Here is a 15,997-nt window from a genome sequence, read left to right as displayed (position 1 = left end):
TTCTCCCGGGCATGCCAGCGCACGGTCAACGCGGGCAGGCAGGTCCGGCCAGGCTCGCGGCACGGCCGGTGTCCCTGCGCTGCCGGGGCCGCCGGGGGCGGGCAGGCCCATGCGCTGTCCTCGCGCCCATGCACCTACAATCCGTCCACCAATCCAGGGGCTGGGGCGCGATGAAGGCGAAGGCGAAGAAGGTGCTCAAGTGTCTGTCCATCGGCCTGGCCGTGTTCGCCCTGGCTTCGGTGCTGTCGCTCTACTTCTATGGCCGCTTCGCCGAGAGCGCGCGCGGCGAGGTGGTGATGGCGCTGCCGCTGGCCGGGGACCAGACCCCGATCGACCGCGCCGTGGCGCCGCTCACCGATGCACGTCCCGGGCAGACCGGCATGGTGATCCTGGGCGACAACCTGGACGCCTTCGCCGTGCGCGCGATGACCGCGCGCTCGGCCGGCCGCAGCCTGGACCTGCAGTACTACATCTGGCACGACGACTTCACCGGCAACATGTTGCACCACGAGGCGCTGCTGGCCGCCGATCGCGGCGTGCGCGTGCGCCTGCTGCTGGACGACATGAACGTGCATGGCAGCCACTCGGTGCTGGCGTCGCTGGACAGCCACCCGCTGATCGAGGTGCGGCTGTTCAACCCCACACGGTCGCGCGAGGGCACCCTGGCCCGTGGTGCGGAACTGCTGCTGCGCTTCTTCAGCCTCAACCGGCGCATGCACAACAAGATCTGGCTGGCCGACGGCCGGGTCGCGGTGGTCGGCGGGCGCAACATCGGCGACGAGTACTTCGATGCCGCCGCCGACGTGAACTTCATGGACACCGACGTGGCCGTGGTCGGTACCGCCGCGCGCCAGGCCGAGGCGGTGTTCGACAGCTACTGGAACAGCGCCAGCGCCATCCCGCTGGCGGCGCTGGCCGAGGCCGAGCCCGACGCCCTGGACAAGGTGCGGGAAAGCCTCGGCGCCGGCCTGGAGTCCGACCGCGCCGGCCCGTACCTCGAGCGCCTGCGCGCTTCCGAGCGGATCCGCGAGCTGCTGCAGGGCAATCGCGTGGTGCACTGGACCGACAAGGCCACGCTGGTTTCCGATCCGCCGCGGAAGGCCGAGGGCGCGACCCCGGGACCGGACTGGATGACGCCGGTGCTGGTCGAGCGGGTCGATACCGCCGAGCGCGACCTCAAGCTGATCTCGCCGTACTTCGTGCCGGGCGATGCCGGGGTGGAATGGTTCGCGAACATGCGCAGGCGCGGCGTGGAGATCAGCATCCTCACCAACTCGCTGGCGGCCAACGACGTGCTTGCGGTCCATGGCGGCTACTCCGGCTACCGCGTGCCGCTGCTGCGGGCGGGGATCGCGCTGTACGAGCTCAAGCCGCACGGCGCGGTCAACACCAGCCTGTTCGGCTCCAGCGGCGCCAGCCTGCACACCAAGGCCTATGTCGCCGATGGCCGCCATGGCTTCATCGGCTCGTTCAACCTCGATCCGCGCTCGATGAACCTCAACACCGAGATGGGCCTGCTGTTCGAGCACCCCGGAGCGGCAGCCGAGCTCGAGGCGCTGTACGCGGCCAAGACCGCGCCGGAGATCGCCTACCGGCTGGACCTGGAGGGCGGCGAACTGCGCTGGCACGACGAGGCCGCGCAGCCGCCGGTGACCTGGGACCGCGAGCCGGAGGCCAAGGCCTGGCAGCGCGCCGCCGCGCATGCGATCGGCTGGCTGCCGGTGGAATCCCAGCTCTAGGCCGCGCCGCTCAGATGTCCGGGCCGGCGCGCAGTACCGCCTGCAGCTGGCGGTAGACCTCGGGGTCGATGCGCTGGCCGCGCTCGCCGGCGAGGGTCTCCATCGCACGCTTCGACGGCATGGCGCCGCGGTACGGGCGGGCCGAGGTCATGGCGTCGTAGCCGTCGGCCACGCTGAGGATGCGCACTTCCAGCGGGATCGCTTCGCCGGCCAGGCCATCCGGATAGCCGCTGCCGTCGAAGGCCTCGTGGTGGTGGCGGATGAGGCGGGCGACATCCGCGGCATCCTCGCGTCCGGTGGCCAGGAACAGCCGTTCGCCGAAGACCGCATGCATGCGCATGTCCTCGCGTGCGGGCGCGTCGAGCTGGCCGGGGTGCAGCAGCACCTCGTCGCGCACGCCGATCTTGCCGGCGTCGTGGAAGCGCGCGGCGAGGGCGAGGTGGCCCAGGCGCACGGCGTCCAGGTCGAAGCGCCGGCCGAGCAGGAAGGCGAGCCGGCAGACCCGGTCGCAATGACCTTCGGTGTAGGCGTCCCTCTGTTCGAGGGCCAGGGAAAGGACGCGGAGCGGAGCGCTGGCACCGCCGGGCAGCGGCGGTGCAAGGGACGGATCGAACATGGCGTTAGGCGTGGGGGCGCCTGGTCGGGAGACCGGTTGGGTGATCAGTCGGGGAATCAGTTGGGGGAGAGGGCCGTCAGCAGGCCGCGGGCGGCGTTGAAGCGGTCGCCGGCCTCGGGCAGTGGCACGCGTACCTTGAGCTTGTCGGGACCGTCCATCGCATAGAGCTTGGGCTGCTGCTGGATCATGCGGATCACCGACATGGGATCGACCCGCGGCTTGGCCTCGAACACGATGCGGCCGCCGTTCTCGCCAAGCTCCAGCTTGCGGATGCCCAGCGCGTCGCACTGCCGCTTCAGTTCGGCGATGGCGAACATGTTCTTGACCGCGTCCGGCAGCAGGCCGAAGCGGTCGATCATCTCCACCTGCAGCTCGCGCAGGGCCTCGCTGTCGCGCGCGCTGGAAATGCGCTTGTACAGGGTCAGGCGGGTGTGCACGTCCGGCAGGTAGTCCTCCGGGATCAGCGCCGGCACGTTGAGCACGACCTCGGCGCCGCGTTCCTCCTCGCCGGCGTCCAGGTCGGGCAGCTTGCCCTGGCGGATGCTGCGCACCGCACGCTCCAGCAGCTCGGTGTAGAGGCTGAAGCCGACCTCGGCCATCTGGCCGCTCTGGTCCTCGCCCAGCAGTTCGCCGGCGCCGCGGATCTCCAGGTCGTGGGTGGCCAGGGTGAAGCCGGCGCCCAGCTCGTCCATCGAGGCGATCGCGTCCAGGCGCTTCTCCGCGTCCGGGCTCATCGCGCGGCGGTCCGGCGGCACCAGCAGGTAGGCGTAGGCGCGGTGGTGCGAGCGGCCGACGCGGCCGCGCAGCTGGTGCAGCTGGGCCAGGCCGAACTTGTCGGCGCGGTTGATGACGATGGTGTTGGCGTTGGGGATGTCGATGCCGGACTCGATGATGGTCGAGGCCAGCAGCACGTTGAAGCGCTGTTTCTGGAAGTCGAGCATCACCCGCTCCAGCTCGCGCTCGGGCATCTGTCCGTGGGCGACGCCGATGCGCGCCTCCGGCACCAGCTCGGCCAGCTGCTTCTGCATCCGGCCCATGCTTTCAACGTCGTTGTGCAGGAAGTACAGCTGGCCGCCGCGCGAGAGCTCGCGCTGGAAGGCCTCGCGCAGCTGGTTGTCGTCCCAGGGCACGACGAAGGTCTGCACCGCCAGCCGGTTCGGCGGCGGGGTGGCGATGATGCTGAGGTCGCGCAGGCCGGCCATGGCCATGTTGAGCGTGCGCGGGATCGGGGTGGCGGTCAGGGTCAGCAGGTGCACGTTGGCGCGCAGCGCCTTCAGCGCCTCCTTCTGGCGCACGCCGAAGCGCTGCTCCTCGTCGACGATGACCAGGCCAAGGTCCTTGAACTTCACGTCCGGCTGCAGCAGGCGGTGGGTACCGACGATCACGTCGATCTCGCCGCGTGCGACCTTCTCCAGCTCCGCCTCGATTTCCTTCTTCGACTTGAAGCGCGACAGCACCTCGACCTTGAGCGGCCAGTCGGCGAAGCGGTCGCGGAAATTGCGGAAGTGCTGCTCGGCCAGCAGGGTGGTGGGCACCAGCACCGCCACCTGGCGGCCGCCACTGGCCGCGGCGAAGGCCGCGCGCACCGCGACCTCGGTCTTGCCGAAGCCGACGTCGCCGCAGACCACCCGGTCCATCGGCTGGCTCGACTGCAGGTCGCGCAGCACCGCCTCGATCGCGGCGTGCTGGTCCGGGGTCTCCTCGAACGGGAAGCCGGCGGCGAAGCCCTCGTACATGGCGCGGTCGATGTCCAGCGCAAGGCCGGCGCGGGCCTGGCGCCGGGCCTGGATCTCCAGCAGCTCGGCGGCCACGTCGCGGACCTTCTCCTGCGCCTTGCGCTTGGCCTTCGTCCACTGTTCGCCGCCCAGCGAGTGCAGCGGCGCGGTTTCCGGCGAGGCGCCGGAGTAGCGGCTGACCAGGTGCAGCTGGGTCACCGGCACGTACAGGCGGTCGCCCTTGGCGTACTCGATGTCCAGGAACTCGCCGGGCATGCCGCCGATGTCCATCGCCACCAGGCCGCGGTAACGGCCCACGCCGTGGTCCTCGTGGACGATGGGCGCACCCTCGGTCAGCTCTCCGAGGTCGCGGATGATGGCTTCCGGCTCGCGGCCGGCGCGGCGCGCGCGGCGCGGCTGGGTGGCGCGCTCGGGGAACAGCTGGCGCTCGGTGAGCACCACCAGCTGCGGGTCGTCCAGGGCGAAGCCGTCCTCCAGCGGCGCGACGGCCAGGCCGAAGCGCTCTTCGCCCTCGAGGAAGGCGGGGAAACCGGCCAGGGTCTTCGGCTGCAGCCCGGCAGCCTGCAGCACTTCCAGCAGGGCCTCGCGGCGGCCGGGCGAATCAGCGGCGACCAGCACCCGGCCCGGGTAGCTGGACAGGAAACCGCGCAGGGCCTCGCCGGCACGCGGCTGGTCCGGCCGCGCGATCGGCAGCGCCGGCGCCGGCTGGTCGCCCAGCGCGGCGGCATCGCCGGCATGGGTGTGCCCGGGTCCGCAGACCTCGATGCGGATGCCGCGGTTGAGCTGCTCGCGCAGCGCGTCCGGTGGCAGGTACAGCTCGCCCGGCGGCAGCACCGGGTGCTCGACGTCGTGCCGGCGCTGTTCGTAGCGGTTGCCGGTCTGCTGCCAGAACGCGTCGGCGCAGCCGCTGGCACCGTCGGCCAGCACCGGCAGCACGCTCACCGGCAGGTAGTCGAACAGGGTGGCGGTCGACCCGGAGCCATCGCGCCCGGGCGGGAAGAACAGCGGCAGGTAGTACTCGATGCCGGCCGGGGCGATGCCGGCCTTGAGGTCCTGGTACAGCGCGCTGCGCCGGGTATCGACGTCGAAGCGCTCGCGCAGGGCGTCCATTACCCTCCCCAGGCTCGCCTCGTCCATCGGCGTCTCGCGCCCGGGCAGCATGTGCACCGCTTCGATCCGGTCCAGCGAGCGCTGGCTCTCCGGGTCGAAGCTGCGGATCGAATCGATCTCGTCGTCCAGCAGCTCGATCCGCAGCGGTGCCTGCGCGCCCATCGGATAGACGTCGAGCAGGCCGCCACGCACGGCGAAGTCGCCCGGGTCCAGCACCTGCGGCACGTTGCGGTAGCCGGCCGATTCCAGCCGGCGCTTCTCCGCGTCCAGGTCCAGGCGCTGGCCGGTGGCCAGGTCGAAGCTGGTGCCGGCGATGTAGCGCAGCGGCGGCAGCCGCTGCAGCAGGGTCTGCACCGGCACCACCACGATCCCGCGCTCCAGCCGCGGCAGGCGCTGCAGGGCGGCCAGGCGCTGGCTGATGATGTCCGGGTGCGGGCTGAAACGGTCGTAGGGCAGGGTTTCCCAGTCCGGGAACGGCACTACCGGCAGGTCGCTGTCGCTACCGAGCAGGGTCTGCAGGTCGGCCTCGACCTGGTGCGCGGACTGGGTGTCGCGGGCGACGAACAGCAGCGGACCGGGATGGGCGCGGGCGGCGCGCACCAGGTGCCAGGCCAGCGCGGAGGGCGAGGCGGGCGCGTTCCACCAGGCGCGGGCCTGGCCACGCCGGGGAAGCGGGGGAATGGAGGACACGGCTCGGTTCGACGACGACATGAGCCGGCCATTGTAGCCGCCGGCCGTCGCCGGGCCGTGTCCGGCCGGCTCGTCCGGCCAGGACGCAGCGGCTCAGTCGCGGCCCAGGTCCAGCACCACCCGGACCAGGCCGGGCGGGACGTCGGCATCCGGGTCGACCTGGAAGCCCATGGAATCGGCCAGTTCGCGCATGGGCGTGTTGGTTGCCGGGATGTCGCCGAACAGGCGTTCCACCGAGCGGCCGCGGGCCCACTTCACCAGCTTCTGCAGCAGGTGCCGGCCCAGGCCCAGGCCGGCCACGTAGCGGGCCAGCAGGATCGCGCACTCGGCCTCGCGGGTGCCGGGCACCCGGCGGGCGCGGCCGAGGGCGGCGATCATCGCCTCGCCCGGGGCAAAGGGTTCCGCGCCGACCAGCAGCAGTTCCTGGCGCGGATCCGGGCGGGCCATCTGTCCGGCCGCCTCCAGGTCCAGCTCGCCGTCGGTGCCGCCAAAGCGCACTCGGATCTCGCCCGGCCCCAGCAGGCCGAATGCGGCGTGCAGCGGCGCGGCGTCCTCCGGGCGGATCGGACGGATCAGGATGGCCCTGCGGTTGGGCAGCACGAATTCCTCGTGCCAGGGGGGGAGCCGGTTGCGTGGCATGGCCCCGATATTCCCACATCGGGCTGCACGCGGGGAGCCGGGGCGGCTTGCTAGACTCCGCGCGCCCCCCTGGAGCGGAACCGACGATGGCAGGAAACGGAGACTCCACCCGCGCGATCTTCTTCGCGCTTGGCGCCAACCTGTCCATCGCCGTGGCCAAGGGCGTGGCGGCCTTCGTGACCGGTTCCGGCGCGATGCTGGCCGAGACCGTCCACTCCTTCGCCGACTGCGGCAACCAGCTCCTGCTGCTGCTGGGCCTGCGCCAGTCGCGGCGGCCGGTGACGCCGGAATACCCGCTCGGCTATGGCCGTGCGATCTACTTCTGGTCCTTCCTGGTGGCGGTGATGCTGTTCAGCGTCGGCGGCATGTTCTCGGTCTACGAAGGCGTGCACAAGCTGCAGCATCCCGGGCCGCTGGAGCAGTGGTGGTGGGCCGCCGGCGTGCTGGTGTTCGCCATCGTCGCAGAGGGCATCTCCATGCGCGCCTGCCTGCAGGAGATCAACAAGGTCCGCGGCGGGCGCTCGCTGTGGGAGTGGTTCCGCGAGAGCCGCCAGGCCGAGCTGGTGGTGATCTTCGGCGAGGACCTGGCGGCCCTGGCCGGCCTGGTGCTGGCGCTGGCCGCGGTGTTGCTGACGGTGGCCACCGGCAATCCGCTGTGGGACGCGCTGGGCACCATCGGCATCGGCCTGCTGCTGATCGTGGTCGCGGTGCTGGTGGCGATCGAGGTCAAGGCCATGCTGATCGGCCAGAGCGTGGACCCGTTCCTGCAGAAGCAGATCAGCGAATTCCTGGCCGGGCGCCCGGAGATTTCCGAGGTGCTGCACGTGATCACCCTGCAGCAGGGCAGCGACGTCCTGGTGTCCACCCACGCGCGCATGCGCCGTTCGCACGATGGCCCGGCCATGCTCGAGGACATCGACCAGGTCGAGCGCGCGCTGAAGGCGCAGTTCCCGGTGGTGCGCTGGAGCTTCTTCGAACCCGAGGGCGAGGACCCGCCGGCCGCCTGAGCCCGGCGACGGCGCTCAGCCGTCGTCGCGCCTGAGCCACTCCAGCCGGGTCGATGCGCCGGCCTCGCCCAGGTGCTTCTGCAGGTAGGCCAGGGCCGGGGCGATGGCCTCGTCCAGTTTCCACGGCGGATTGACCAGGGCCATGCCGCTGCCATTGAGCCGCAGCGGCGAATCGTCCGGACGCACCATCAGCTCGGCCAGCAGCACCGAGCGCGCGTCCAGCCCGGCCAGCTTGCGGAAGAACGGCTGCAGCGAGCGCCGCTGCTTGACCGGGTACCAGATCGCCACGCCCCCCTGCGGCCAGCGCTGCAGCACCTCGCGCACCGCCGCGGCGACCTTCGGGTATTCCTCGTCCTGGGCCTCGTACGGCGGGTCGACCAGGACCAGGCCGCGGGCGTAGCGGACCCCGTCCACCCGCGGCGGCAGCAGGGCGCGCACCGCGTCATAGCCGTCGCGCGCATGCACCGCGACGCGATTGTCATGGGCGAACAGCGCCTTCAGCTCCGCCGCTTCCTCCGGCTGCAGCTCGCAGGCGGCCAGCCGGTCCTGTTCGCGCATGGCCTGGGCGGCCAGCAGCGGCGAGCCGGGGTAGGCGAGCAGGGTGTCGACCGGATTGTTGGCGGCGACCGCGTGCAGGTAGCGCGCCACCGCGGGGGGGGCGTCCTTGCGTCCGGCCAGTGCCAGGATGCCGCCCACCGCCTCGCGGGTGCGGCCGGCGGCCTCGCCCTGCAGCAGGTAACGGCCGCGGCCGGCGTGGGTGTCGAGCACGAAGAACGGGGAGTCCTTGCGCAGCAGGGCGTCCAGCTGGGCGAGCAGGACGACGTGCTTGAGCACGTCGGCATGGTTGCCGGCGTGGAAGGCGTGGCGGTAGTTCATGCGCGCAGCATAGCCGCCGCCATGGGGCGCGACTATGCTTGGCCGATGCCGACCGCGCCGCTGATCCTCATCGCCGACGACGAACCGGCGATCGCCGACACGCTGCTCTATGCCCTGCGCAGCGAGGGCCTGCAGGCCGAGCACTGCCTGCTCGGGCGCGAGGCGGTTGAGCGGGTGCGTGCCGGCGGGGTCGACGTGCTGGTGCTGGACGTGGGCCTGCCGGACATCGGCGGCTTCGACGTCTGCCGCCAGGTGCGCGCTTTCAGCGAGGTGCCGGTGATCTTCCTCACCGCGCGCGGCGAGGAGATCGACCGGGTGCTGGGCCTGGAGCTGGGCGGCGACGACTACGTGTCCAAGCCGTTCTCGCCGCGGGAGATGGTGGCGCGGGTGCGCGCACGCCTGCGCCGGCGCGCGCCGGCGGACGACGGCGCGGACTGGCAGGAGCGCGGCGATTTCGCCGTGGACCGCGCGGGACACCGCATCCGCTACCGCGGCCGGGTGCTGGACCTGACCCGCTACGAGTACGCACTGCTGGAGGCGCTGCTGCAGCGCCCGGGCGCCATCCTCAGCCGCGCCCAGCTGATGGACCGGGCCTGGGACAGCACCGCGGCCAGCGGCGACCGCACCGTCGACACCCATATCAAGACCCTGCGCGCCAAGCTGCGTGCCGCCGGCGCCGAGCCGGACCCGATCCGCACCCACCGTGGCCTCGGCTACGCGATCGCGGCCTGAATGCGCCTGGGCCTGCGCCTGTTCCTGGGCTTCATCCTGATCGTCGGCCTGGCCGCGTTCTTCGTCCTGCGGGTGTTCGTGGACGAGGTGAAGCCCGGCGTGCGCCAGGCCATGGAGTCGAGCCTGGTCGATACCGCCAACACCCTGGCGGTGATGGCCGCCGCCGACCTCAAGGCCGGGCGCATCGGCGAGGGCAGGTTCGCCCGCGACCTGGCCGAAGCCATGCGCCGCGATCCGGGCGCGCGCATCTGGGACGTGCCCAAGCACGGCATCGACCTGCAGGTGACGGTCACCGACGCACGCGGCATCGTCGTGTTCGATTCCCGCGGCGAGGAACTGGGACGCGACCATTCGCGCTGGAACGATGTGCTCCGCACCCTGCGCGGCGAGTACGGCGCCCGTTCCAGCCCCGAGGTCGAGGGCGACAGGACGCGCACGGTCATGCACGTGGCCGCACCGGTTTTCGACCCGGAACAGCCGGGTCGCCTGATCGGCGTGCTGACCGTGGCCCGGCCCAACAGCAGCCTGGAGCCGTTCATCGAGGCCGGCCAGCGGCGCATGCTGGGGCAGGGCGCCTGGCTGATCGGGCTGTCGGCCCTGGTCGGGGTGCTGGTCACGGCCTGGCTGTCGCGGCGCATCGGTCGCCTGGCCCGCTATGCCCGGGCGGTGGCCGCGGGCGAGCCGGCCGCGCCGCCACCGGCGTGGCGGGACGAGATCGGCGACCTCGGCCAGGCGCTGGAGGAGATGCGCCGCAAGCTCGAGGGCAAGGCCTATGTCGAGCAGTACGTGCAGTCCCTGACCCACGAGATGAAGAGCCCGCTGGCCGCGATCCGCGGCGCGGCCGAACTGCTGCAGGAGCCGCTGCCGGAGCCGGAGCGCCAGCGCTTCGCCCGCAGCATCCTCGAGCAGCAGGGGCGCCTGACCGAGACCATCGACAAGCTGCTGGCGCTGGCCGAGGTGGAGCAGCACGGCTGGCTGCAGCGGCGCGAAGCGGTGGACCTGGGCGCCTTGCTCGGGGAAGTGGCCACCGCGGCGGAGCCGCGCCTGGCAGGTGCCGGGCTGGAGCTGCAGCTGGAGTTGCCGCCGCAGCCGCTGCGGGCCGAGGGCGACGGCTTCCTGCTGCGCCAGGCCCTGGCCAACCTGGTCGACAACGCCCTGGCCTTCGCGCCGCGCGGAAGCACCGTGCAGCTGTCGCTGGGCGCCGAGGCGGGCGGGGCCGTGATCCGGGTGCTCGACCGCGGCCCAGGCGTACCCGGCTACGCGCTGGAGCGGGTGTTCGAGCGCTTCTACTCGCTGGCGCGGCCCGATGGACGTCCGCGCAGTTCCGGCCTGGGCCTGCCGTTCGTGCGCGAAGTCGCGCGCCTGCACGGTGGCCGCGCCTGGCTGGGCAATCGCGATGGCGGGGGCGCCGAAGCCGGCATCGCCCTGCCGCTGGCCTGAGCGGCGACTTCACCCCCGCTTCAAACAGGCCCCATCGTGCCGCCACGCACGGGATCCAGCATGCGCCGCGTATCCACTGCGGAGCATCCAATGACATCCTTAAAGCTGCTGTTGCGATTCCTGACGATCGGCGCGCTGTTCCTGGTGCTGCTGGTTCCCCTGGCGATGATCCGCGGCGTGGTCGCGGACCGGCAGGTCCACCGCGATGCGGCCGAACAGCGGGTGACCGAAAGCATGGCCGGCCCCCAGCGGCTGGTCGGCCCGCTGCGGGTCGTACCCTGGACCGCGGTGCGCCAGGTCAACACCACCGTCGCCGGCAAGGTCGAACTGCGCGAGGAGACCGTGTCCGGCCACCTGGTGCAGGCGCCCGCGACGCTCCATGCCGGCGGCGAGCTGCTGCCGGACCTGCGCAGGATCGGGCTGTACGACGTGCTCGGTTTCCGCTGGCAGGCGGACGTGCAGGCGGCGTTCGAGCCGCTGCCGCTGCCGGCCGTCGATGGACGCCGCTATGGCACCCCGTACCTGGTGCTGGGCGTGGACGACGTGCGCGGCCTGGTCGGCCATCCGGCGTTGGAAGCCGATGGCGCCGCGGCGAGGCTGGAGCCCGGCACCGCCGACCTGGCCGGCAGCATCGAAGGCCTGCACGCACGGCTGGCACCGCTGGCCGGGGATGCGACCCAGCTGGCCGCTGGCCAGGTGCGGCTGCGCATGGGCCTGGCCGGTACCCGCTCGCTGGCGATCGTGCCGGTCGGCGACAGCAACGAGGTCCGGCTGCAGTCGGTCTGGCCGCACCCGCAGTTCGGCGGGGACTTCCTTCCGACCCGGCGCGAGGTGCGCTCCGACGGCTTCGATGCCAGCTGGAGCGTGTCCTCGCTGGCCAGCAGCGCGCGCTCGCAGGTGCTCGGGGCCGCGCGTGGCGGCGAGCCGGAGCGGGCGCTGGGCACGGACAGCATCGCGGTCAGCCTGGTCGATCCGGTGGACGTGCATACCCGGGTGGACCGCGCGAGCAAGTACGGCGTGCTGTTCGTGGTCCTGACCTTCGTCGGCTTCGCCCTGCTGGAGCTGGTGCGCGGGCTGCGCATCCACCCGCTGCAGTACCTGATGGTCGGCCTGGCCCTGGCGATCTTCTTCCTGCTGCTGCTGGGCCTGTCCGAACACATCGCCTTCGGCCGTGCCTACCTGGCCTCCGCGGCGGCGTGCATCGGCCTGCAGTTCGTGTATGTGTCCGGCGTACTGGGCAGCTGGTGGCGTGCCGGGGTGTTCGCCGGGTTGCTGGCCGGCCTGTACGGAGTGCTCTACAGCCTGCTGGTGTCCGAAGACAACGCGCTGCTGATGGGCTCGCTGCTGCTGTTCGGCGTGCTGGCCACGGTGATGCTGCTGACCCGCCGGATCGACTGGTACGAGCGCTCGGCGACCCTGGGCTGAGGCTGGGACAGAGGCAAGGGCAGGGCGGCCCCGGGTGGCCTGGCCATCCGGGGCCTTCGCGGCTCAGCGCAGCAGGTCGAGGGCGGCGTGGTCGAAGTGTTCCAGCGCCCGTGGCGACTCCGGGGCCCGGCGCAGCGACTCGATCGCCGCGCCCAGGCGCCGGGCGCCGACCAGGCCGCAGCCGGCCTGCAGGCGGTGCAGCCGGGCGCGGACCGCGCCGACGTCGCCGCGGCGTGCGCTGGCCAGGACTTCCTCGCGGGCGCCGGGCAGCTCGTCGAGGAACATCCGGCGCAGGGCCCTGATGTTGTCGTCGTCGTGGTTGAGCGCCATCGCGGCGGCGGCATTGTCCCAGTCGGGCAGGCTGCCGGACGAGGCCAGCGCGGTGCGGACCGCCTGCAGCAGCTGGTTGCCACCCAGCGGCTTGACCAGGACCTCGCGGAACCCGGCCTCCAGCGCCGGGGCGTGGGCGGCGGGATCGGCATGGGCGGTATGGGCCAGCGCTGGCGGCGGCTCGGGCCAGTGCGCCTGGAGTTCCTGCAGCAGTTCGATGCCCGAGCCATCGGGCAGGGAGAGGTCGATCAGCCAGAGGTCGTGGCGTTCGGCGGTGCCGTGGGCCAGGGCCTGCTGGCGGGTGGCCACCAGGTCGATGCTGGCGGGGGCGGCTTCGAGGACCGCCTCCATGTAGGCCTGGCTGATGCCGTCATCCTCGACGAGCAGGATCCGCGGTGCTGCCTGAGACGTGAGCGGGTGACGCGTTCCCATGCGGCTGACTCCCTGTCGGCACCGGTGCATCCTAGCGCAGCGGCGGCGGCCCGCAAGCGATGGTTTCACGCGTCGGACACGCGGGCGTCCCATTCCGGGATAATGCCCGCCCCCTTGCCGTTCCGAAGCTCCCGCCACGTGGCCCGACTCGACCGTACCCCGTTCCAGATCCAGATCCTCGACCTCAGCCACGACGGCCGCGGCGTCGCCCGCCGCGAGGACGGCAAGGCCGTCTTCATCGCCGGCGCGCTGCCCGGGGAGACGGTGGTCGCCGAGCTGACCGCGCGCAGCCGCCGCTTCGACGAGGCCCGCACCCTGGAAGTGCTGGAAGCCTCGCCGGACCGCGTGCTGCCGCGCTGCCCGCATTTCGGCACCTGCGGTGGCTGCGTGCTGCAGCACCTGGACGAGGCCAGGCAGATCGGCGCCAAGCAGCAGGTACTGCTGGAGAACCTGGAGCGTATCGGCAAGGTCCACCCGGGCGAGGTGCTGCCGCCGCTGACCGCCGGAAGCTGGGGCTACCGCCGCAAGGGCCGCTTCTCGGTGCGCCGGGTCAACAAGAAGGACAAGACCCTGGTGGGCTTCCGCGAGCAGGACCCGCGCTTCGTCGCCGACCTGCAGGAGTGCCACACGACCATCCCGGAGATCGGGATGAAGGTGGTCGCGCTGTCGGCCCTGGTCGACGGCCTGCAGGCGCGCGAGAGCATCCCCCAGATCGAATTCATCGCCGGCGACGACGCCATCGCCCTGACCGTGCGCCACCTGGTGCCGCTGCCGGAGGCAGACCGCGCCGCCCTGGCCGCGTTCGGCCGCGAGCACGGCTTCAGCATCTTCCTGCAGCCCAAGGGCCTGGACAGCGTGCATCCGCTGGAGGAGCCGGCGCCGGAGTTGTCCTTCCGCCTGCCGCAGTGGAACGTGGAGCTGGCGTTCCAGCCGCTGGACTTCATCCAGGTCAACGCCCGCCTCAACGAGAAGATGATCGCCCGCGCCCTGGAGATGCTGGACACCTCGCCCGACCACCGGGTGCTGGACCTGTTCTGTGGCCTGGGCAATTTCACCCTGCCGCTGGCGCGCCAGGTGCGCGAGGTGGTGGGGGTGGAGGGCGATCCGGGCCTGGTGGCCCGTGCCCGCGCCAATGCCGAGCGCAACGGCCTGGCCAACGCCCGCTTCTTCGCCGCCGACCTGACCCAGGACCAGCGCGGCACGCCGTGGATGCGCCAGGGTTTCGACCGCCTGCTGCTGGATCCGCCGCGTTCCGGCGCCGAGGAGGTGCTCAAACAGCTGCCGCTTCAGGACATCGACCGCATCGTCTACGTCAGCTGCCACCCCGGTTCGCTGGCCCGCGACGCCGGGTTCCTGGTCAACGAGCGCGGCTACAGGCTGGTCTCGGCCGGGGTGATGGACATGTTCCCGCACACCGCGCACGTGGAGAGCATCGCCCTGTTCGAACGCTGACGGCCCAGCGCTGACGGTCCAGCGCTGGCTGGGTGGCGGCCGGGCAGGGTGGCCCATGGTGGGCACCGGCCACGCCGGCGCCCGCGATCGGCGACAATATGCGGCCCCGTCGCCGTGCCCGATCCGATGTCCCGACTGCAGTTCCAGCTCCAGACCACCGATGGCGCCGCCCGCCGCGGCCGCCTGGCATTCCCGCGCGGCACGGTGGAGACGCCGGCGTTCATGCCGGTCGGCACCTATGGCTCGGTCAAGGGCATCCTGCCGGACCAGGTGAAGGCGCTGGGCGCGCAGATCATCCTCGGCAACACCTTCCACCTGTACCTGCGCCCGGGCCTGGACGTGATCGGCGACCACGGCGGCCTGCACGGCTTCGCCCGCTGGGACGGCCCGATCCTGACCGACTCCGGCGGCTTCCAGGTGTTCTCCCTGGCCCACCGCCGCAAGATCACCGAGCAGGGCGTGACCTTCGCCTCGCCGACCGACGGCGCCCGGGTGTTCCTGGGGCCGGAGGAGAGCATGAAGATCCAGAAGGTGCTCGACTCGGACATCGTCATGATCTTCGACGAGTGCACCCCGTACCCGGCCACCGAAGACGTGGCCCGGCGCTCGATGGAGCTGAGCCTGCGTTGGGCCCGGCGCTCGCGCGATGCCCACGACGGGCTGGGCAACGACGCCGCGCTGTTCGGCATCGTCCAGGGCAGCGTCTACCACGACCTGCGCAGTCGCTCGCTGGATGGCCTGCAGCAGATCGGCTTCGACGGCTACGCCATCGGCGGCCTGGCGGTGGGCGAGCCGGAGCACGAGCGCAACGCCATGCTCGAGCACCTGCACCCGCGCCTGCCCGCGGACCGTCCGCGCTACCTGATGGGCGTGGGCCGGCCGGAGGACCTGGTCGAGGGCGTGGCCCGCGGCGTGGACATGTTCGACTGCGTCATGCCGACCCGCAACGCGCGCAACGGCCACTACTTCACCTCGTTCGGCACGGTGCGCATCCGCAACGCCCGCTACGAGCGGGACATGGACCCGATCGAGCCCGGCTGCGGCTGCGTGGCCTGCAGCGGCGGCTACACCCGCAGCTACCTGCGCCACCTGGACCGCTGCAACGAGATGCTGGGGCCGATGCTGGGCACCCTGCACAACCTCTGGTACTACCAGAAGCTGATGGCCGACATGCGCGCTGCGATCGAGCAGGGCCGGTTCGAGGCCTTCCGCCGCGAGTTCTACGCCGCCCGCGGCGCCGGCTGAGGACGGCCACGGCCCGCGCCGCCAGGCGGGGCAGGGCGGGACCCTGCATTCCGGGCCATGCGCCCGGGAACCGGGAGCACCAAAAAAGGTCCCAGTCCCCGTTGCAATGGGGGCCGGGCGCCCCTATGGCATAATCCCCGGCTATTTTCAGCCTTCTACAGGAACCACCGATGAGCCTCCTCGCCACCCTGAGCCCGACCGCCATCATCGCCGCGGCCCCCGCGCCGCAGGGCGGCGGCTTCAGCATGCTGCTGTTCCCGATCGTCCTGATCGCGATCATGTACTTCCTGATGATCCGCCCGCAGATGAAGCGGCAGAAGGAGCACCAGGCCATGCTCGGCAAGCTGCAGCGCGGCGACGAGGTCCTGACCAACAGCGGCATCGCCGGCGTGGTCACCGAGATCGGCGAGAACTTCGTCACCGTCGAGATCGCCGACAACGTGCGCATCCGCGTGCAGAAGGCCGCCATCGGCAACGTCCTGCCCAAGGGCACCCTGAAGTCCGCCTGATCCGTCCGTTCCACCACTG

General features: G+C 71.8%; 13 protein-coding genes. 8 read left to right on the top strand and 5 right to left on the bottom strand.

From position 1 onward, the window contains the following. Window positions 1-170 precede the first annotated feature (170 nt). A complete protein-coding gene (locus PSESU_RS09460) occupies window positions 171-1,739 on the top strand; it encodes a phospholipase D family protein (protein WP_013535552.1) in 1,569 nt (522 codons plus the stop codon). Between the two features lie 10 nt (window positions 1,740-1,749). Here the strand turns inward: PSESU_RS09460 and PSESU_RS09455 are convergent, their stop codons facing one another. The 3 genes from PSESU_RS09455 to PSESU_RS09445 form a co-directional block, all read right to left on the bottom strand. Continuing rightward, window positions 1,750-2,355: an HD-GYP domain-containing protein gene (locus PSESU_RS09455; protein WP_013535551.1), complete on the bottom strand. Its 606-nt coding sequence runs from the start codon at window positions 2,353-2,355 to the stop codon at window positions 1,750-1,752. A gap of 56 nt (window positions 2,356-2,411) precedes the next feature. After that, window positions 2,412-5,912 carry a transcription-repair coupling factor gene (gene mfd / locus PSESU_RS09450; RefSeq protein ID WP_013535550.1) on the bottom strand — a complete coding sequence of 1,167 codons (3,501 nt, stop codon included), beginning with the start codon at window positions 5,910-5,912 and terminating at the stop codon, window positions 2,412-2,414. A gap of 72 nt (window positions 5,913-5,984) precedes the next feature. Continuing rightward, entirely contained in the window at window positions 5,985-6,530 is a 546-nt protein-coding gene (locus PSESU_RS09445) for a GNAT family N-acetyltransferase (RefSeq protein ID WP_013535549.1), read from the bottom strand. Between the two features lie 86 nt (window positions 6,531-6,616). On the opposite strand from PSESU_RS09445, the gene PSESU_RS09440 reads away from it, so the two are divergent. Then, the gene (locus PSESU_RS09440; protein WP_013535548.1) at window positions 6,617-7,537 is read left to right on the top strand and encodes a cation diffusion facilitator family transporter; all 921 of its coding nucleotides are present in this window, start codon (window positions 6,617-6,619) and stop codon (window positions 7,535-7,537) included. Window positions 7,538-7,552: 15 nt separating this feature from the next. On the opposite strand, the gene PSESU_RS09435 is transcribed toward PSESU_RS09440, so the two are convergent. Then, a complete protein-coding gene (locus tag PSESU_RS09435) occupies window positions 7,553-8,413 on the bottom strand; it encodes a 23S rRNA (adenine(2030)-N(6))-methyltransferase RlmJ (protein ID WP_013535547.1) in 861 nt (286 codons plus the stop codon). A 21-nt stretch (window positions 8,414-8,434) separates the two neighbouring features. On the opposite strand from PSESU_RS09435, the gene creB reads away from it, so the two are divergent. The 3 genes from creB (at window position 8,435) to creD (ending at window position 12,010) form a co-directional block, all read left to right on the top strand. Then, window positions 8,435-9,145 carry a two-component system response regulator CreB gene (gene creB, locus PSESU_RS09430; protein WP_013535546.1) on the top strand — a complete coding sequence of 237 codons (711 nt, stop codon included), beginning with the start codon at window positions 8,435-8,437 and terminating at the stop codon, window positions 9,143-9,145. Continuing rightward, window positions 9,146-10,585 (top strand): two-component system sensor histidine kinase CreC, encoded by a 1,440-nt coding sequence (gene creC / locus PSESU_RS09425; RefSeq protein ID WP_013535545.1) that lies wholly within the window; start codon window positions 9,146-9,148, stop codon window positions 10,583-10,585. 90 nt (window positions 10,586-10,675) lie between these two features. Continuing rightward, window positions 10,676-12,010, top strand: coding sequence for a cell envelope integrity protein CreD (gene creD / locus PSESU_RS09420; RefSeq protein WP_013535544.1), 1,335 nt, complete (start codon window positions 10,676-10,678; stop codon window positions 12,008-12,010). Window positions 12,011-12,073: 63 nt separating this feature from the next. Here the strand turns inward: creD and PSESU_RS09415 are convergent, their stop codons facing one another. After that, the gene (locus PSESU_RS09415; protein WP_013535543.1) at window positions 12,074-12,772 is read right to left on the bottom strand and encodes an Hpt domain-containing response regulator; all 699 of its coding nucleotides are present in this window, start codon (window positions 12,770-12,772) and stop codon (window positions 12,074-12,076) included. Between the two features lie 102 nt (window positions 12,773-12,874). On the opposite strand from PSESU_RS09415, the gene rlmD reads away from it, so the two are divergent. From rlmD to yajC, 3 genes are all read left to right on the top strand, one after another. Further along, window positions 12,875-14,224: a 23S rRNA (uracil(1939)-C(5))-methyltransferase RlmD gene (gene rlmD / locus PSESU_RS09410; protein ID WP_013535542.1), complete on the top strand. Its 1,350-nt coding sequence runs from the start codon at window positions 12,875-12,877 to the stop codon at window positions 14,222-14,224. 126 nt (window positions 14,225-14,350) lie between these two features. After that, complete coding sequence (gene tgt / locus PSESU_RS09405; RefSeq protein ID WP_013535541.1) at window positions 14,351-15,469, top strand: tRNA guanosine(34) transglycosylase Tgt; 1,119 nt, start codon at window positions 14,351-14,353, stop codon at window positions 15,467-15,469. Window positions 15,470-15,639: 170 nt separating this feature from the next. Further along, window positions 15,640-15,978: a preprotein translocase subunit YajC gene (yajC, locus tag PSESU_RS09400; RefSeq protein WP_013535540.1), complete on the top strand. Its 339-nt coding sequence runs from the start codon at window positions 15,640-15,642 to the stop codon at window positions 15,976-15,978. The last annotated feature ends 19 nt before the right edge of the window (window positions 15,979-15,997 follow it).

It is taken from the genome of Pseudoxanthomonas suwonensis 11-1, from assembly GCF_000185965.1.
Lineage (GTDB): Bacteria > Pseudomonadota > Gammaproteobacteria > Xanthomonadales > Xanthomonadaceae > Pseudoxanthomonas > Pseudoxanthomonas suwonensis_A.
This window is presented reverse-complemented; position numbering and strand designations above follow the sequence as displayed.